Consider the following 17873-nt stretch of genomic DNA (forward strand, 5'->3'; position numbering starts at 1 on the left):
ACCGTATCCTCGATGTGACCGGGATAGGCCAATGTTTTCGGGGTGATCCGAGTGCCGGAGGAGCACTCACGACAGACGGGGAAGCTGTCTTGAAACCAACGGCACGCACTCACGATTGGATCTGGATGTTCCGTCATCAGCCCCTGAGCATTCGGCTGCTGGCCGGCGCGGCCGCCGTCGTCACCGCGGCGGCGGCCCTCGCGGCACCCGCCGAGGCTGACTGGACGACCGACGACGGCTTCATCGACGCGCTGAACCACGCCGGGATCAACTTCGGTGAGCCCGGAAACGCGATCGGCGTGGGCCAGTCCATCTGCCCGATGCTCGCGGAGCCGGGCGGGAACTTCGCCGCGGCGGCGGCCCGGGTCAGGGGCGGGGGCATGTCCCCGCAGATGGCGCAGCTGTTCACCACCATCGCGATCCAGACGTACTGCCCCGAGGAGATCGCATCGATCGCCAACGGCAACCTGACCGGCGGCTTGCCGCAGGTCCCGGGCATGCCGGGCCTGCCCGCGCTGCCGGGAGCCTAACCGGTACCCAGCGGGTCGATGGTCCAGGCGATGTAGACCATCGCAGCCCCGATCGTCGCGGTGGTCACGAAGTCGACGCCCTTGCTGCGCACCACCAAGAGGCCGGCCCGGTCGTCGGGCAGCGCCAAGCGCAGCATCGCGGCCACGCCGACGCCGATGCCGATCAGCAACGAACCGCGCCGCCAGAAGTTGGCCCCCGCCAACGCGAAAGCCGTGGCGAAGATCACCCCCACCAGCAGTATCGGCCACTGGGCCCGCAGCACAGCCCGGCCGTTCATTGCCGCTCGGCCAGCTCGACGACGTTGGTCAGCAGAAACGCGCGCGTCAGGGGGCCGACTCCGCCCGGGTTGGGCGACACGTGGCCGGCCACCTCCCAGACATCCGGATGCACGTCGCCCACCAGGCCGTCCTCCGTGCGGCTGACCCCCACGTCGACCACCGCGGCGCCGGGGCGCACCATGTCGGCGGTCAGCATGTGCGGGACACCGGCTGCGGCCACGATGATTTCGGCCTGCTTGGTGAACGCGGACAGGTCGCGAGTTCCGGTGTGGCACAACGTCACAGTGGCGTTCTCAAAACGGCGCGTCAGCAGCAGCCCCAGTGGCCGGCCGACCGTCACGCCGCGGCCGATGACGACGACGTGCGCCCCGGCGATCTCGATCCCGTAGCGCCGCAGCAGGTGCACGACGCCCCGCGCGGTGCACGGCAGCGGCGCCGGGATGCTGAGCACCAGGCGGCCCAGGTTGGTGGGATGCAGCCCGTCGGCGTCCTTGGCCGGGTCGATGCGCTCCAGCGCCGCGTTCTCGTCCAGATGCCTGGGCAGCGGCAACTGCACGATGTAGCCGGTGCATTCGGGGTTGGCGTTGAGCTCGTCGATGGTCTCGTGCAGCGTGGCGGTGCTGGTGTCGGCGGGCAGATCGCGGCGGATCGAGGTGATGCCGACCTTGGCGCAGTCGGAGTGCTTACCGCGCACGTAGGCCTGCGACCCGGGATCGTCACCGACCAGGATGGTGCCCAGCCCCGGGGTGCGACCCGCCGCGGTCAACGCGGCCACCCGCTGCTTCAGATCGACGAAGATCTCGTCGCGGGTGACCTTGCCGTCCAGTGTGATTGCGCCCACGCCTCACAGTCTGGCACGCGGCGGGTTTAGGCTCCTCGCATGTCTACCCCACCTGACGTGTTCGCCCCGGCCAAGCTGGGTCCGGTGACGCTGCGCAACCGCACCATCAAGTCCGCCACATTCGAAGCGCGCACGCCCAACGGGTTGGTTTCCGACGACCTCATCGAATACCACCGCCTGCCCGCCGCGGGCGGGGTCGGCATGACGACCGTCGCCTACTGCGCGGTCTCCCCCGGCGGCCGCACCGAGGGCAACGGACTCTGGATGCGTCCGGAGGCGGTGCCCGGGCTGCGCCGGCTCACCGACGCGGTGCACGCCGAGGGGGCGGCGGTGAGCGCGCAGATCGGCCACGCCGGCCCCGTCGCCAACGCCAAGTCCAACAGGGCGACCGCGCTGGCGCCGGTGCGGTTCTTCAATCCCATCGGGATGCGGTTCGCCAGGAAGGCGACCCGCGACGACATCGACGACGTGACCGCCGCGCACGCCAACGCCGCGATGCTGGCCATCGACGCCGGCTTCGACGCGGTCGAGATCCACCTGGGCCACAACTATTTGGCGAGCGCGTTCCTGTCTCCGCTGATCAACCGCCGCAACGACGAGTTCGGCGGATCGCTGGAGAACCGGGCCAAGGTGGCCCGCGGGCTGGTGATGGCCGTGCGCCGCGCGGTCGACATGCGCGGGGCGGGCCGGATCGCGGTCACCGCCAAGCTCAACATGACCGACGGCGTCCGCGGCGGCATCAGCACCGAGGAGGCGCTGACCACCGCCAAATGGCTGCAGGACGACGGCGGGCTGGACGCGATCGAGCTGACCGCGGGCAGCTCGCTGGTCAACCCCATGTACCTATTCCACGGCGACGCACCGCTCAAGCAGTTCGCCGCCGCCTTCAAGCCGCCACTGAGCTGGGGCATGCGCATGACGGGCAAGAAATTCCTGCGCGAGTACCCCTACCGCGAGGCCTACCTGTTGCGCCACGCCAAGCTGTTCCGGGCCGAGCTGAAGATGCCGCTGATCCTGCTCGGCGGCATCACCAACCGGGAGACGATGGATCTGGCGATGGCCGAGGGATTCCAGTTCGTCGCGATGGGCCGGGCCCTGCTCGCCGAGCCCGATTTGATCAACCGGATCGCCGCCGACGGTGACCGGCACAGCGTGCATTCGGCCTGCACGCACTGCAACCAGTGCATGGCCACCATCTACAGCCGGACGTACTGCGTGGTCACCGGCGCGCCCGATTCGGCCCGCTGACGATGCACGCCGCCTAAGGCGGCGTGAGGAGGAGGCGGGCAATCCAGCCCGGCCCGCTGACGATGCACGCCGCCTAAGGCGGCGTGAGGAGGAGGCTGGCACTCGGCCTCGACCGCGAACTTATCTGCACCAGATAATGTTGTTTCGATGAGTGCACCAGCCCCGCCAGTCCTGACCGTCCGCTATGACGGTGGTGAACGCACCTTCGCGGCGGGTCATGACGTGGTCGTCGGACGCGACCTGCGGGCTGACATGCGGGTCACTCATCCGCTCATCTCGCGGGCCCACCTGCTGCTTCGCTACGACCAGGGCCGCTGGCTGGCGATCGACAACGGCTCGCTCAACGGCACGTTCGTCAACGGCCGGCGCGTTCCCGTCGTCGACATCCACGACGGCCAGTGCCTCAACATCGGAAACCCCGACGGGCCGCAGCTGCGGTTCGAGGTCGGCCGCCACCAAGGCATGGCCGGGCGCCCTCCCGAAACCGAGTCGATGCGTCTCCCGGCCAACGCGACCCAGTCCTTGAGCAGCGCCTGGTCCGGGCACCCCGCCGCTCCTCCCGCTCCCCCAGGCCCGCCCGGGCCGCCACCCGCCCGGCCGTCGGGCGCGCCGCCGCGACCGCATCCGGGCCCGCCGCCACCGCACGGGCAGCCCATGCGCCCGCCGGCCGGCGGCGGACTGCGGCCGCACCCGCATCCGGCGAGCCCGCCGCCGCCCGGCAACTTCCAGCCGCGCCCGCAGGTGCCGGCCGCCGGACCCTGGGCGTCGTCGCAGTCCTCACCGCCGACCCAGATGTCGGCGCCCAGGGCCGCCAAAGAGCCCGAGGTGGCGAACCTGGCGACGAAGATGATGCAGGCGTTGATGCCGTCCCGGTCCGGGTCGCTGGAGAAGCCGGCCGGCGCGATCACGATCGGCCGCGCCACCGACAACGAGATCGTCATCCAAGACGTCCTGGCCTCCCGCCACCACGCCTTCATGATCCATACCCCGCTGGGCACCGAGATCCGCGACGCGCACAGCGTCAACGGGACGTTCGTCAACGGCGTCCGCGTCGGGTCGGCGGTGCTGACCGAGGGCGACGTGGTCACCATCGGCAACGTCGACCTGGTGTTCACCCGCGACACGCTGGTCCGGCGCACGGAGGCCGCGACGCGCACCGGCGGCCTGGAGGTGAACTCGGTCTGCTTCAGCGTCGAGCACGGCAAACAACTGATCGACCACATCTCGCTGACGGCCCGTCCCGGGACGCTGACGGCCATCATCGGTGGTTCCGGCGCGGGCAAGACCACGCTGTCGCGGCTGATCGTCGGGTACACCAGCCCCAGCTCAGGCACGGTTTGCTTCGAGGGACACGACATCCACAAGGAATACGCGAACATGCGTAGCCGGATCGGGATGGTCCCGCAGGACGACGTCGTGCACCGCCAACTGACCGTCAACCAGGCCCTCAACTACGCCGCCGAGCTGCGCCTCCCGCCGGACACCAGCAAAGAGGAGCGGGCGCAGATCGTCGCCCAGGTGCTCGAAGAGCTCGACATGACCAAGCACGCCGACACCCGGGTAGACAAGCTGTCGGGCGGCCAGCGCAAACGCGCCTCGGTGGCGCTCGAACTGCTCACCCAGCCGTCGCTGTTGCTGCTGGACGAGCCCACCTCGGGCCTGGACCCGGCGCTGGACCGCCAGGTCATGCTGATGCTGCGCCAGCTGGCCGACGCGGGGCGCGTGGTGCTGGTGGTCACCCACTCGGTGTCCTACCTGGACGTCTGCGACCAGATCCTGCTGGTCGCACCCGGCGGCAAGACCGCGTTCTGCGGCCCGCCCGACCAGGTCGAGGCCGCGATGGGCACCCGCAACTGGGCGGACATCTTCGCCAACGTGGGCGCCGACCCGGACGAGGCCAACCGCCGCTTCAAGGAGCGCGGCGACCATGCGCAGCGGCCACCGTCGCCGCAGAGCCCGGCGGACCTGGGCGAGCCGCCCAAGACGGATCTATGGCGGCAACTGTCCACGATCGCCCGTCGGCAGGTCCGGCTGGTTATATCCGACCGGGGATACACGATCTTCCTGGCGGTGCTGCCGTTCCTCATCGGCGGCTTGTCGCTGACGGTGAAGGGGTCCAACCCGGGCCTCGGGCCCGCCAATCCGCTCGGTGCCGCGCCCACGCAGCCGCAATACATCATGGTGCTGCTCAACATCGGCGCCGTCTTCATGGGCACGGCGCTGACCATCCGCGACCTGATCGGCGAGCGCCCGATCTTCAAGCGGGAACAGGCGGTGGGCCTGTCCACCAACGCCTACCTGCTCGCCAAGATCGCGGTCTTCTCCGTGTTCGCGACCGGCCAGGCAGCGGTGGCGACATTGATCGTGCGGATCGGCAAGGGCGCCCCAACCGCACCGGCCCTGTTCCTGGGCAACTCCACCTTCTCGCTGTTCGTCACCGTCGCCGGCACCTGTGTGGCGTCGGCGATGCTCGGGCTGCTGTTGTCGGCGCTGGCGCAGTCCAACGAACAGATCATGCCGATGCTGGTGGTGTCGATCATGTCCCAACTGGTACTTTCCGGCGGCATGATCCCGGTCTACGGCCGTTTCGGGCTCGAGCAGCTCGCCTGGGTGACCCCGGCACGCTGGGGTTACGCTGCGGGCGCGGCCTCGATCGACTTCCCGGCGCTGGTCAAGGTCAAGCAGATCCCGACCAACGACCCGATCTGGCAGCACTCCAAGCACATTCTGGTGTTCGACATGTTCATGCTGGCGGCGTTGTCGGTGGCCTACGCCGGCTTCATCCGGTGGCACATCCGCCTGAAGCGCTGAAACCCGGCTCGGGCGCGACAGCCGTCGCCGTCATTAATCTGGTCTGGTGACTCGTCCCGCGCAGCCCGTGCTCACGGTTCGGATCGACAAAACCCAGAGCAGCTTCGCCCCCGGCCGCGACGTCGTCGTCGGCAACGACGTGCGCGCCGACCTGCGCGTGGCGCACCCGTTGATCGCGCGCGCACACCTGTTGCTGCGGTTCGGCGAGGGCAGGTGGACGGCCGTCGACAACAACTCGTTGAACGGGATGTTCGTCAACGGCCAGCGGGTGCCGACCGCCTACATTCACGACGGCCAGAGCATCAACATCGGCAAGCCCGACGGGCCACGGCTCACGTTCGAGGTCGGACGCCACGACGGGGCCGTGGGCCTGGCGCCGCCGGCGGCGCCGGTCGCGCCGCCCGACGGGCCCGACCCGCCCACCCGCAGCTGGCGCCGGCGCCCGCCCGACGACGCGCAGCGCACCACCGCCATCCACGTGCCCCTGCCGGCCGCGCCCGACCCGGACCCGCCGACCCAGATCGGCGTCACCGGCGAGATCGCCGAGTTCCCGACCACCCGGGTCCGGACAATCGGGCCCGACGCCGGTGGTGAGCCGCCGCCACCGGGCGGCCCCGCCTGGATCGGGCGGTCGCTCGACAACGACATCGTCATCCACGACGTGCTGGCCTCACGCCATCACGCATTCCTGGCGCCAACGCCGCTCGGCACCGAGATCCGCGATGCGAACAGCATCAACGGCACCTTCGTCAACGGGATCAGGGTCGGGTCCGCCGTGCTCGCCGAGGGCGACGTGGTCACGATCGGCAACGTCGACCTGGTGTTCGGCGACGGGGTCCTCGTGCGCCGCCAGGAGCCGGCCACCCGCACCGGCGGGCTGGAGGTGCACGAGGTCGGCTTCAGCGTCGACGGCAAGAGCCTGCTCGAGCGGATCTCGATGACCGCCCGGCCCGGCACACTGACCGCCATCATCGGCGGGTCCGGCGCCGGGAAGACCACCCTGTCGCGGCTGATCGCCGGCTACGCGACCCCGAGCGCGGGTTCGGTCACCTTCGAGGGCCACGACATCCACACCGAGTACGCGTCGCTGCGCACCAGGATCGGGATGGTCCCCCAGGACGACGTCGTGCACCGCCAGCTGACGGTCAACCAGGCCCTGGGCTACGCGGCCGAGCTGCGGCTGCCGCCCGACACCAGCAAGGCCGACCGGGAGCAGGTGGTCGCGCAGGTGCTCGACGAGCTCGGGATGACCCAGCACGCCGACACCCGCGTCGACAAGCTGTCAGGCGGGCAGCGCAAACGCGCCTCGGTGGCGCTCGAACTGCTCACCGGGCCGTCGCTGCTGATCCTCGACGAGCCGACCTCGGGGCTGGACCCGGCGCTGGACCTGCAGGTGATGACGATGCTGCGCCAGCTGGCCGACGCCGGCCGGGTGGTGCTGGTGGTCACCCACTCGCTGACCTACCTCGACGTCTGCGACCAGGTGCTGCTGCTGGCCCCCGGCGGCAGGACCGCCTTCCTGGGCCCGCCCGGCGGGATCGGCGAGGTCATGGGCACCACCAACTGGGCCCACATCTTCGCCAAGGTGGGCGCCGACCCCGAGGAGGCCAACCGGCGCTTCCTGGCCCAGAAGGACGCGCAGAAGCAGCCCCCGCCGACCCCGGCGGCGCCGGCCGACCTGGGCGCCCCCGCGCACACCAGCGTGCGCCGTCAGCTCTCCACGGTCACCCGCCGCCAGGTCCGGCTGGTGGTCGCCGACCGCGCCTACTTCCTGTTCCTGGCGCTGCTGCCGTTCGTCATGGGCGGGCTGTCGCTGACGGTGCCGGGCGACACCGGGTTCGGCGTGGCCCCGCCGACCAGCGACACCCCTGACGAGTCGGCGCAGATCCTCACGCTGCTGTCGATCGCGGCCGTCTTCATGGGCACCGCGCTGACCATCCGCGACCTGATCGGCGAGCGCCCCATCTTCCGGCGGGAACAGGCGGTCGGCCTGTCGACGGGGGCCTACCTGGGCGCCAAGATGGTCGTGTTCTGCGTCTTCGCGGTCGTGCAGGCGGCGATCGCGACGGGCATCGTCATCGCCGGCAAGGGGGCGCCTACCCAGGGGGCGGTGTTGCTCGGGGATCCGAGCCTCGAGCTGTTCGTGACCGTCGCCGCGACGTGCGTGGCCTCGGCGATCCTCGGGCTGGTGCTGTCGTCGCTGGTGCGCTCCAACGAGCAGATCATGCCGCTGCTGGTGGTCTCGCTGATGCTGCAGCTCGTGCTGGCCGGTGGCCTGATCCCGGTCACCGGCCGGATCGTGCTGGACCAGGTGTCGTGGGCGGTGCCCGCACGGTGGGGCTACGCGGCCTCGGCGTCGACGGTGAACGTGGACGCGCTGGTGCCCGGGACGCTGGTGCCCCACGACAGCCACTGGCGCCACACCCCGGGCGCCTGGCTGTTCGACATGGCGATGCTGGGCGCGCTGACGGTGGCCTACGCGGCGATCGTGCGGTGGCGCATCCGGCTCAGGCACTAGGTCGACGCGGCGTCCAGCCGCAGCCCGTGCGCCAGCGCGAAGGCCAGGGCCTGGTCGACGTCGACGCGGGCGCCCGCCAGGGCGGCGGTCCGCCACAGCGCGGGCTCCACCACGGCGCCGCGCAGGTCGGCGTCGTCGAACCTGGCGCCGGTGGTCCGCGCGCCGGTGAGGTCGGCGCCGCGCAGCACCGCCTTGCGCAGGTCGGTTTCGACCAGGCTGGTCTCGCGCAGCCGGCAGCCGCTCAGGTCGAGGCCGCGCAAGTCGTTACCGCCGAGCACCGCGAGGGTGAAGTCCACCTCGTCGAACGTGACCGGGCGCAGCCGGCACTGCTCGAAGACCGAGCCCAGCATGCTGCACTGCGCGAACGTCGCGCGCCACAGCACGGTCCGCCGAAAGGTGCAGTTGCGGAACGCCGACCCGCGGTGCTCCGACTCGCCCAGGTTGGCGCCGCTGAAGTCGCAGTCGGTGAACACGACCCGTTCGGTGCGCAGCCGGCCGAGGTCCTCGTCGCGGAAGTCCCGGCCCTCGAAGTGGCGGTCGGCGCAGGGCTGCGGGGCGCTCAGCTCGCGGCCAGGCTTTCCAGCGCGTACTCGCTGACGGCGATCAGCGCGTCGGTGGCCGAGCGGCGGTCGCGGGCGTCGACGGTGATCACCGGGATGTGTGGGGGCAGGGCCAGCGCCTCGCGCACCTCGCCGGCGGGGTAGCGGGGTGCGCCCTCGAACTCGTTGACCGCGACCAAAAACGGCAGCTTGCGGTGCTCGAAGAAGTCGACTGCGGCGAAGCTGTCCTGCAGGCGCCGCACGTCGACGAGCACGATCGCCCCGATCGCGCCGCGCACCAGGTCGTCCCACATGAACCAGAACCGCCGCTGCCCCGGGGTGCCGAACAGGTAGAGCACCAGGTCCTCATCGAGGGTGATGCGGCCGAAGTCCATCGCGACGGTGGTGGTCCGCTTGTCCGGGGTGGCCTCGAGCGCGTCCACGCCGGCCGAGGCGTCGGTGAGCATCGCCTCGGTGCGCAGCGGCATGATCTCGGACACCGCGCCGACGAACGTCGTCTTCCCGGCGCCGAACCCGCCCGCGACGACGATCTTCGTCGAGGCGTGCGCTCCCCCGTCCGGCCGGGCATCAGAGTGCTCGTAAGCCACGCAGAGTCCTTCCTATGAGCTCGTGGCGCTCATCGCGGGTCGAAAGTGCTGTCAACGTCCTGTGCACCTGAAGGTAGCCGGACAGAACCAGATCGCCGACCAGGACGCGCGCGACGCCGACCGGCAGATCGAGCCGGGCCGCGATTTCGGCGACCGACGGGCTGCTGACACACAACTGGATGATCGTGCCTTTCGGATCCTTGGGTGGCCACTGGTGGGCAAGGCCGGCCTGCAGCGTCTGGATCGGCGCTTCCAGGGGGAGGTCGACGTCGGTGTCGGTGCGCCCGGCCGTCAACGTGTACGGCCGGACCAGGCTCGCCTTACGCGGGGACGGCCAGGGCTCGGGTTCCATCGCGGATCACGACACGCCGGACCGGCGGGTGGACTGCACGACGCTGCCGACGCGCTCGACCAGGATGGCCATCTCGTAGCCGATCTGGCCGATGTCGCAGGACGTCGCGGCCAGCGTGGCCAGATGCGAGCCGTCGCCGACCCGCATCAGCAGCAGATAGCCGTTCTGCATCTCGACCACCGACTGCAGCACCTGCCCACCCTCGAACAGCTGCGCGGCCCCGGTCGCGAGGCTGGCCAGCCCCGAGGCCACCGCCGCTAACTGGTCGGCGCGCTCCCGCGGCAGGTGTTCGCTGGCGGCGATGGGCAGCCCGTCGACGGACACCAGCAGCGCATGCGCCACCCCGGGGACCTCGCGGGCGAACTTCGTCACCAGCCAGTCCAGCGAACTACCCCCCGAGGTCATGGTTGATCCGTTCCGTTGCTCGTCTCACGGGCGTGCGTCCGCCCGGTGCGCACCCCGCCGAAATGGCTGCTGAACGACGCGCGAACCGCCTCGGGGTCACGCGCCGGGTGCGCGATGCCGTTGCCGGGCCGCTCGTCGCCGCTCGGCTCGTCATCGTCAGCTGCGCCGGGCACCAGCCGGGCCCCGGGCGTGCGGACCGGCAAACCGTGCTCGGCGGTGCGCGCCTCGACGGGCTTGTCCTCGGCCTCGGCGGCCAGCGACCAGCCGCGGTCCCATACGGACTGCCAGTCCAGGTCGGGGCTGTTGACCAGGTCGTGCGGGTCGCCCAGCATCTCCGAGAGCATCCGCCGGTAGATCACGTCGTCGGCCGGGCCGGCCTGGGACGCGGGACTGTCGACCGCTGGTGTGGTGCGCTCACGCAGCTCCCTGGAGCGGGCCGCGAAGAACGCCGAGGTGTCCGACACGCCCGGGGCCTCCGGGGGTTTCGGGGTTTCGGGGGTTTTCGGGGTTTCGGGGGCTTTCGGGGTTTCGGGGGCTTTCGGGGTTTCGGGGGCTTTCGGGGTTTCCGGCTGGGCCCGCGCGCCGCCCTCCCACCACGGGTTGGCCAGCTCGCGGCGGCCGCGCCTGGGCTGTTCCGGCGCCGGCGGGGCGGGGACGTCGGTGATGCCGCTCGAGCCCGGGTTGCGACGCGGCAACAACGTCACCGGGGGCCCGGACCCGTTGCGGGGCGCCGGCTCGGGCTCGGGCTCGGGCTCCGCCTGCGGGCCGGTCGGTTCGGCGCCCGTCGCGGACACCGGCGGCGCCCACGACCCGGCCGTCTCCACGGGGGCCGGCGCCGCACCGTCGAGCACGGTCGGCGGCAGGTAGATCTCGGCCGTCGTGCCGGATCCGGCTTCCTGGCCCGCCGGGCCCCGCAGCCCGACCCGGATGCCGTGCCGGGCGGCGATCCGGCCCACCACGAACAGCCCCATGTGCCGGGCATTGTCGGGAGTGGGGTCGGGGGTGACGTCGCCGCCCTCTTGCAGCCTGGTGTTGGCGATGCGCCGGTCGGCGTCGCTCATGCCCAGGCCCGCGTCGGCGATCCGCAGCAGCACGCCGCCGTCGCCGCCGGGCGTGCCGGAGACCCGGACCGGCGTCGTCGGCGGGGAGTAGCTCAGCGCGTTGTCGATCAGCTCGGCGAACAGGTGGATGACCCCGCCGGCCACCGCACCGACCAGCGCGCAGTCGGGCAGCCCGAGGATCTCGACCCGGCGGTAGTCCTCCACTTCGGACACCGCGGCGTTGACCACCGTCGACAGCGGCACCGGTTCGCGCTGGTCGCGGGCGAGCTGCGCACCGGCAAGCACCAGCAGGTTGGCGCTGTTGCGGCGTAGCCGGGCCGCCAGGTGATCCAGCCGGAACAGGCTGTCCAGGCGTTCGGGATCCCGCTCGTCGCGCTCCAGCCGGTCGATCAGCGACAGCTGCTGGTCGACCAGGGAACGGCTGCGCCGCGACATGGTCTCGAACATGTCGTTGACCAGCAACCGCAGCCGCGCCTCGTCGCCGGCGAGCAGCAGCGCCCGGGTGTGCAGCTCGTCGACCGCGTGGGCGACCTGGCCGATCTCCTCGGTGGTGTACACCGGCAGCGGCTGCGGGACCGGTTCGGCGCCGCCCGCCTTGACCCGGGCCACCTCCTCCTCGAGGTCGGTGTGGGCGACTTTGAGCGCGCCGTCGCGCAGCACTCGCAGCGGCACGACGAGCGCGCGCGCCACCAGCAGGACGACGATCAGCGCGATCACGATCGCGGCGGCCACCAGGACGGCGTCCAGGACCGCGGCGTCGTGCCGCTCGGCGGCCTGGGCGCGCACCGACTTGGTGATCGCGGCCGTCGTGCCGTCGATGATCTGGCCGGCGAGGTCGTCGGTGGTCTGGATCGAGCGCAGCAGGTCCGGGTTGTCGACGAGCACGCTGGCCGGATCCGACATGATCGCCATCCGGGTCACCATCTGCTGCTGCAGCGCCTTGGCGTCCGGCGAGCCGACGCCGAGCACCTGGCTCATCCCGAACAGCGTCGACGGTTCGGTGCCGGCCAGGGTGATCATCGACGTCCGCAGCGCGGGCTCGGGCAGGTCCGCTCCCCGGGTGACCAGGATCTTCTGCATGGTCATCTGCCCGCGGGCCCCGACCGCCCGGCTCAGGCCCTGGGTCTCGGTCCGGATCCGCTGGTCGTCGACGCGCACCGAGGCGTTGATGACGTCCTCGGCCGTCAACAGTATCGGGGCATAGGTCGTGATCCGCTCGCGCAAACCGATGCTGTTGTCAGCCACCTTGTCCAGCAGCGCCTGACCGGCGTTGAGCAGCGTGTCGACCCCCGACCGGACGTCGGGGGTGACGTCGGTGTCGGCCAGTCGCTGCTGCAGTTCGTACTTGCGGGCTTCGTAGTTCTTCTTGGCTCCTTCGACGTCGCGCTCGGTGGAACCGGCCAGCAACGCGACGTCCATGGCGGACATGTATTTGGCGACCGCAGGCAGCACGTCGGCGCGGGCGGCGGCCAGCTTGAGCTCACCGGAGTTGGCCATCTCGCCGTGGACGCGCAGCGCGCCGAAGACCGTCGCCAACATCAGCGGCACCAGCACGATCGCCAGGACCTTCGCGCGGACCGGCCAGTTGCCCGGCGACCAGGCCGGTGGGCGTTTCGCGCGATGCCCGCCGGGGGCGGGGGTCGGGGCCGGCCCGGACGGCGCCGCCGCGGCCAGGTGGGCCGGGCGGGTGAACATGGTCACGCGGGTGCGGCCGCGTGACCGGCCGCTGCGCTCGCGTTCGGCGCCAATACAAACCAGAGGCTCATGAAACTTCCTGCTTTATTCCACCCGCCGCGCGCAGAGGGCGCGAGCGGTATACACGTGGCAATCCGACGAGTATGACAGCCCGCGGCCCAGGTCACCAGAATCGTTACTGAGCAGACACAGCCCCCGGGAGCCGGCCCCGCACTCCGGCGGGCAGCACCGGCAAACCCGCGGCGCGGGTGCGGGCACGCGGCTTTGTCATGATCACCCCATGTTCCGCTTGCTGTTCGTCTGCCCGCGCATCCCGCCGAACACGGGCAACGCCATCCGGACGGCGGCCGCCACCGGCTGCGAGCTGCATCTGGTCGAGCCGCTGGGCTTCGACCTGTCCGAACCGCAGCTGCGGCGCGCCGGGCTGGACTATCACGACCTGGCGTCGGTCACCGTGCACGCATCGCTGCCGGCCGCGTGGGACGCGCTGATGCCGGCGCGGGTGTTCGCGTTCACCGCGCAGGCGCCCACCTCGTTCGCCGACGTCGGATACCTGGCCGGGGACGTCCTGATGTTCGGCCCCGAACCCACCGGGCTGGACGCGGAGACCCTGGCCGACGCGCACGTCACCGCGCAGGTGCGGATTCCGATGCTGGCGGGCCGGCGCTCGCTGAACCTGTCGAACGCCGCGGCCGTCGCCGCGTACGAGGCGTGGCGCCAGCACGGCTACCTCGGGGGCGTATAGCCCGGCGACGATACGGCCCGTGCGCGGGCCGGGCAATCACACCCTGAGTTACCACGTGTCCCAGTGGGTGACCTGGTCGGCGGGCAGCCGCTTGGCCGGGCGGAAGTCGGTGCCTTTGGTGTAGGCGATCGGGAACAGCCCGCCCTGGCTGTATTTGTCGTGCGGGATGCCCAGCACCTCGGCGGCCCGCTGGTCACCGTCGTTGATCAGGTGCAGCGTCGTCCAGCAGGTGCCCAGGCCGCGTGAGCGCAGCGCCAGGCAGAAGCTCCACGCGGCGGGGAACAGCGACGCCCAGAACGAGGCGCTCAGGCCCAGCGGCGCCTTGTCCACCTTGCCCTCCAAGCAGGGGATCAGCAGCACCGGCGCCTCGTGCATGTGCTCGGCGAGGTAGAGCGCCGAATCCTTGACCTTGTCCATCCGCTCGCCGCGGGTGTCGCCCTCGGGGTACTGCGCCGCGGGCAGGCTGAGGTAGTCGCGGGCGTTGGCGAGGTAGATGTCGGCGATCGCCTTCTTCTTGTCGGCGTCCTCGACGAACACCCACTGCCAGCCCTGCGCGTTGGACCCGGTGGGCGCCTGCAGCGCCAGTTCGAGGCACTCCATCAGCACCTCGTGGGACACCGGCTTGTCGAAGTCGAGGCGTTTGCGGACCGAGCGGGTGGTGGTGAGGAGTTCGTCGACGGACAGGTTCAGGGTCATGATCCGGACACTACCGTCGGGACCTCCTCCCCTCGCGAGGGTGCGTGTCTGCACGCGACACGCCGGGGTTGGGTGGCATTCTGCGCACCCTCGCGGAGGTGAGGCCGGCGGGCCTCACCGGAAGTCGCGGGAGCGCGATCCGACGGCCAGGCTGATGCGGCCCAGCCGTTCGGCGACGACGGTGACGGCGCCGCTGGCGTTCTGCACCTGACCGCGCACCAGCAGCGCCGGCGCCGTGTTCGCCAGCTTGCGGTGCCGCGCCCACACCCCCGGCGTGCACAGCACGTTGACCATCCCGGTCTCGTCCTCGAGGTTGACAAACGTCACGCCCTGAGCGGTGCCGGGGCGCTGCCGGTGGGTCACCGCGCCGGCGATCAGCACCCGGTCGCCGTCGGGCACGCTCAGCAGCTTCCCGGCGGGCACCACCCCCAGCGCGTCGAGGTCTTCGCGCAGGAACTGCGTCGGGTAGCTGTCCGGGGAGACGCCGGTGGCCCACACGTCGGCGGCGGCCAGCTCCAGCTCGCTCATCCCCGGCAGCGCCGGGACGTGCGAGCTCGCCCCCACCCCGGGCAGCCGGTCCGGCCGCTGGGTGGCCGCGGCCCCGGCCGCCCACAGGCCCTCGCGCCGCGACATGCCGAAGCACCCCAGCGCCCCGGCCGTCGCCAGCGCCTCGGTCTGCGGCACGCTCAGTTGCAACCGGGCCGTCAGGTCCAGCAGGGAAGCGAACGGGCCGTTGGCCTTTCGCTCTTCTACCAGCCGCTCGGCGAAATCCTCGCCGATATGGCGGACCGCGCCCAGCCCCAGGCGCACCTCGGTGCCGGCGTTCTCGAGCGTGGCGTGCGCCAGGCTGGCGTTGACGCACGGGCCGTGCACCGTCACGCCGTGGCGGCGCGCGTCGGCCACCAGCGACTGCGGCGAGTAGAAACCCATCGGCTGGGCACGCAGCAGCGCCGCGCAGAACGCCGCCGGGTGGTGCAGCTTGAACCACGACGAGTAGAACACCAGCGACGCGAAGCTCAGCGCGTGACTTTCCGGGAAGCCGAAATTGGCGAAGGCCTCCAGCTTTTCGTAGATCCGGTCGATCACCTCCTCGGAGGCGCCGTGCAGCGCGCGCATCCCGTCGTAGAAGCGGTCGCGCAGCCGCCGCATGCGCTCGGTCGAGCGCTTGGAGCCCATGGCGCGGCGCAACTGGTCGGCCTCGGCGGCGGAGAAGCCGGCGCAGTCGACCGCGAGTTGCATCAGCTGCTCCTGAAAAAGGGGCACCCCCAGCGTCTTTCGCAGCGCCGATTCCATCGACGGGTGGTCGTAGGTGACCGGGTCCAGGCCGTTGCGCCGCCGGATGTAGGGGTGCACCGACCCGCCCTGGATGGGGCCGGGACGGATCAGCGCGACCTCGACCACCAGGTCGTAGAAGATCCGCGGCTTAAGGCGCGGCAGCGTGGCCATCTGCGCGCGCGACTCCACCTGGAACACGCCGACCGAATCGGCGCGCGCGAGCATCTCGTACACCGCCGGCTCGGACAGGTCCAGCCGGGCCAGGTCCACCTCGATGCCCTTGTGCTCGGCCACCAGGTCGATGGCGTAGTGCAGTGCCGAGAGCATGCCCAGCCCGAGCAGGTCGAACTTCACCAAACCGATTGCCGCGCAGTCGTCTTTGTCCCACTGCAGGACGCTGCGCCCCGCCATGCGCGCCCACTCCACCGGGCACACGTCGGCGATCGGGCGGTCGCAGATCACCATGCCCCCGGAGTGGATGCCCATGTGGCGTGGCAGGTTGCGGATCTGTTGCGCCAGGTCGATCACCTGCGCCGGGATGCCTGCGACGTCGGGTGAGTCCGCGAGCCCGTTCCAGTGGCCGATCTGCTTGCTCCACGCGTCCTGCTGGCCTTGGGAGAAGCCCAGCGCGCGGGCCATGTCGCGCACCGCGATCCGCCCCCGGTAGGTGATCACGTTGGCGACCTGGGCGGCGTAGTCGCGGCCGTATTTGTCGTACACGTACTGGATGACCTTTTCGCGTTGGTCGGACTCGATGTCCATGTCGATATCGGGCGGCCCGTCGCGGGCCGGCGACAGGAAGCGCTCGAACAACAGCTCGTTGGCCACCGGGTCCACCGCGGTCACACCCAGGGCATAGCAGACCGCGGAATTGGCGGCCGACCCCCGGCCCTGGCAGAGGATGTCGTTGTCCCGGCAGAACCGGGCGATGTCGTGCACCACCAGGAAGTAACCCGGAAACGTCAGCTGGGCAATGACTTTCAGCTCGTGCTCGATCTGGGCGTACGCGCGGGGGGCGGCCTCGGGGAGCCCGTAGCGGTCACGCGCACCCGTCATAGTCAGGTGCCGCAGCCAGCTGTCCTCGGTGTGCCCGTCGGGAACCTCGAACGGCGGCAGCTGCGGGGCGATCAGCGCCAGCCCGAATGCGCACCGCTCGCCGAGCTCGGCGGCGGCGGTCACCGCGCCGGGATGCCATGCGAACAGCCGGGCCATCTCCTCGCCGGAACGCAGGTGCGCACCGCCCAGCGGGGCCAGCCGGCCCGCGGCCGAGTCCAGGGACTGGCGGGCTCGGATCGCCCCCATCGCCATGGCCAGCCGGCCGCGCGACGGCTGGGCGAAATGCGCCCCGGTGGTGGCGACGACGCCGACACCGAAGCGCGGCGCCAGGCCAGCCAGCGCGGCGTTGCGTTCGTCGTCGAGCGGGTGGCCGTGATGGGTCAGCTCGATGCTCACCCGCTCCGCCCCGAACCGGTCCACCAGGTCGGCCAGCGCCCGCTCGGCGGCAGCCGGGCCACCCGCGGAAAGGGCTTGGCGCACATGCCCTTTGCGGCACCCGGTCAGGATGTGCCAGTGCCCGCCGGCAGCCCGCGTCAGCGCGTCGTAGTCGTAGCGGGGCTTGCCCTTCTCCCCGCCGGCCAGGTGCGCGGCCGCCAGCTGCCGTGACAGCCGCCGGTAGCCTTCCGGGCCGCAGGCCAGTACCAGCAGGTGCGGGCCGGGCGGGTCCGGCGCCTCGGTGCGAGCCCCCGGCCCCAAAGACAGCTCGGCCCCGAACACGGTGCGCATGTCGAGTTCGGCGGCGGCTTCGGCGAACCGCACCGCCCCGTAGAAACCGTCGTGGTCGGTGAGCGCCAACGCGCGCAGGCCCAGCCGGGCCGCCTCCTCGACCAGTTCCTCGGGCGTGCCGGCGCCGTCGAGAAAACTGAACGCCGAATGCGCGTGCAGCTCGGCGTACGGGACCGGCGAGCGGGCCCGCCGGCCGCCATCGGGCGGGCGGTACGCCGCGCGCCTGCCCGACAGGGGGCCCTCCTGCTCGGGCTGCGACAGCGCACCGCCGTGGCGCGGTTTGCCGTCGAGCACCCGCTCCATCTCCGCCCAGCTCGGCGGCCCGTTGAACCAGCCCACGTGCCCCAATCTATCGAATGTTTGTTCGATACGGGCGGGTGCGGTTGTTAATCACCTCTTCAACTGCACAACACGTTCTTAACGCCACGGGCCTACCGCGCCGGGACGCCGGACCCGATACTGGTACGGGGCGAGGAAAAATCGACGGC

The 17873-nt window shown here is 71.2% G+C and carries 14 protein-coding genes; 5 read left to right on the forward strand and 9 right to left on the reverse strand.

Annotated features, from left to right (window positions below; translation table 11 throughout):
• Positions 1 to 89: 89 nt before the first annotated feature.
• Positions 90 to 530, forward strand: a complete 441-nt coding sequence (locus AB8998_RS24420; RefSeq protein WP_369740271.1) for a DUF732 domain-containing protein — start codon at positions 90 to 92, stop codon at positions 528 to 530.
• Here the strand turns inward: AB8998_RS24420 and AB8998_RS24425 are convergent.
• Together AB8998_RS24425 and AB8998_RS24430 are read right to left on the reverse strand one after the other, a co-directional pair.
• A complete protein-coding gene (locus tag AB8998_RS24425; RefSeq protein WP_369740273.1) occupies positions 527 to 808 on the reverse strand; it encodes a DUF3017 domain-containing protein in 282 nt (93 codons plus the stop codon). The genes AB8998_RS24420 and AB8998_RS24425 overlap by 4 nt on opposite strands.
• Entirely contained in the window at positions 805 to 1650 is an 846-nt protein-coding gene (locus AB8998_RS24430) for a bifunctional methylenetetrahydrofolate dehydrogenase/methenyltetrahydrofolate cyclohydrolase (RefSeq protein ID WP_369740275.1), read from the reverse strand. Before AB8998_RS24430 ends, AB8998_RS24425 begins: the two co-directional genes overlap by 4 nt.
• Positions 1651 to 1689: 39 nt before the next feature.
• Between AB8998_RS24430 and AB8998_RS24435 the strand changes: the two genes are divergently transcribed.
• The 3 genes from AB8998_RS24435 (at position 1690) to AB8998_RS24445 (ending at position 8227) form a co-directional block, all read left to right on the forward strand.
• The gene (locus AB8998_RS24435; protein ID WP_369740276.1) at positions 1690 to 2898 is read left to right on the forward strand and encodes an NADH:flavin oxidoreductase; all 1209 of its coding nucleotides are present in this window, start codon (positions 1690 to 1692) and stop codon (positions 2896 to 2898) included.
• A gap of 147 nt (positions 2899 to 3045) precedes the next feature.
• Positions 3046 to 5709, forward strand: a complete 2664-nt coding sequence (locus AB8998_RS24440; protein WP_369740278.1) for an ATP-binding cassette domain-containing protein — start codon at positions 3046 to 3048, stop codon at positions 5707 to 5709.
• Positions 5710 to 5755: 46 nt separating this feature from the next.
• Positions 5756 to 8227: an ATP-binding cassette domain-containing protein gene (locus tag AB8998_RS24445; RefSeq protein WP_369740280.1), complete on the forward strand. Its 2472-nt coding sequence runs from the start codon at positions 5756 to 5758 to the stop codon at positions 8225 to 8227.
• Here AB8998_RS24445 and AB8998_RS24450 read toward each other — a convergent pair.
• The 5 genes from AB8998_RS24450 to AB8998_RS24470 are packed head-to-tail and all read right to left on the reverse strand — an operon-like array spanning position 8224 to position 12893.
• Complete coding sequence (locus AB8998_RS24450; RefSeq protein ID WP_369741744.1) at positions 8224 to 8790, reverse strand: pentapeptide repeat-containing protein; 567 nt, start codon at positions 8788 to 8790, stop codon at positions 8224 to 8226. The two genes, AB8998_RS24445 and AB8998_RS24450, sit on opposite strands and share 4 nt — an antisense overlap.
• Positions 8787 to 9374: a GTP-binding protein gene (locus AB8998_RS24455; protein WP_369740282.1), complete on the reverse strand. Its 588-nt coding sequence runs from the start codon at positions 9372 to 9374 to the stop codon at positions 8787 to 8789. The genes AB8998_RS24450 and AB8998_RS24455 overlap by 4 nt, the downstream gene beginning before the upstream one ends.
• The gene (locus tag AB8998_RS24460) at positions 9355 to 9726 is read right to left on the reverse strand and encodes a DUF742 domain-containing protein (protein WP_369740284.1); all 372 of its coding nucleotides are present in this window, start codon (positions 9724 to 9726) and stop codon (positions 9355 to 9357) included. The genes AB8998_RS24455 and AB8998_RS24460 overlap by 20 nt, the downstream gene beginning before the upstream one ends.
• A 6-nt stretch (positions 9727 to 9732) precedes the next feature.
• Positions 9733 to 10131 (reverse strand): serine protease inhibitor, encoded by a 399-nt coding sequence (locus AB8998_RS24465; RefSeq protein WP_369740286.1) that lies wholly within the window; start codon positions 10129 to 10131, stop codon positions 9733 to 9735.
• A complete protein-coding gene (locus AB8998_RS24470) occupies positions 10128 to 12893 on the reverse strand; it encodes a sensor histidine kinase (protein WP_369740288.1) in 2766 nt (921 codons plus the stop codon). Before AB8998_RS24470 ends, AB8998_RS24465 begins: the two co-directional genes overlap by 4 nt.
• 274 nt (positions 12894 to 13167) lie before the next feature.
• Between AB8998_RS24470 and AB8998_RS24475 the strand changes: the two genes are divergently transcribed.
• Positions 13168 to 13632, forward strand: coding sequence for a tRNA (cytidine(34)-2'-O)-methyltransferase (locus AB8998_RS24475; protein WP_369740289.1), 465 nt, complete (start codon positions 13168 to 13170; stop codon positions 13630 to 13632).
• 48 nt (positions 13633 to 13680) lie between these two features.
• On the opposite strand, the gene AB8998_RS24480 is transcribed toward AB8998_RS24475, so the two are convergent.
• Positions 13681 to 14328: a nitroreductase family protein gene (locus AB8998_RS24480; protein ID WP_369740291.1), complete on the reverse strand. Its 648-nt coding sequence runs from the start codon at positions 14326 to 14328 to the stop codon at positions 13681 to 13683.
• Positions 14329 to 14442: 114 nt separating this feature from the next.
• Entirely contained in the window at positions 14443 to 17724 is a 3282-nt protein-coding gene (locus AB8998_RS24485; RefSeq protein ID WP_369740292.1) for an error-prone DNA polymerase, read from the reverse strand.
• Between the last annotated feature and the right edge of the window lie 149 nt (positions 17725 to 17873).

It is taken from the genome of Mycobacterium sp. HUMS_12744610 (assembly GCF_041206865.1).
In the GTDB taxonomy this organism is placed as follows: domain Bacteria; phylum Actinomycetota; class Actinomycetes; order Mycobacteriales; family Mycobacteriaceae; genus Mycobacterium; species Mycobacterium servetii.

What these genes read in the sequence shown, in the direction of transcription:
- AB8998_RS24425 (WP_369740273.1), bottom strand. Translation starts at nt 808, where the DNA reads ATGAACGGCCGGGCTGTGCTGCGGGCCCAGTGGCCGATACTGCTGGTG.
- AB8998_RS24435 (WP_369740276.1), top strand. Translation starts at nt 1,690, where the DNA reads ATGTCTACCCCACCTGACGTGTTCGCCCCGGCCAAGCTGGGTCCGGTG.
- AB8998_RS24440 (WP_369740278.1), top strand. Translation starts at nt 3,046, where the DNA reads ATGAGTGCACCAGCCCCGCCAGTCCTGACCGTCCGCTATGACGGTGGT.
- AB8998_RS24460 (WP_369740284.1), bottom strand. Translation starts at nt 9,726, where the DNA reads ATGGAACCCGAGCCCTGGCCGTCCCCGCGTAAGGCGAGCCTGGTCCGG.
- AB8998_RS24465 (WP_369740286.1), bottom strand. Translation starts at nt 10,131, where the DNA reads ATGACCTCGGGGGGTAGTTCGCTGGACTGGCTGGTGACGAAGTTCGCC.
- AB8998_RS24475 (WP_369740289.1), top strand. Translation starts at nt 13,168, where the DNA reads ATGTTCCGCTTGCTGTTCGTCTGCCCGCGCATCCCGCCGAACACGGGC.
- AB8998_RS24480 (WP_369740291.1), bottom strand. Translation starts at nt 14,328, where the DNA reads ATGACCCTGAACCTGTCCGTCGACGAACTCCTCACCACCACCCGCTCG.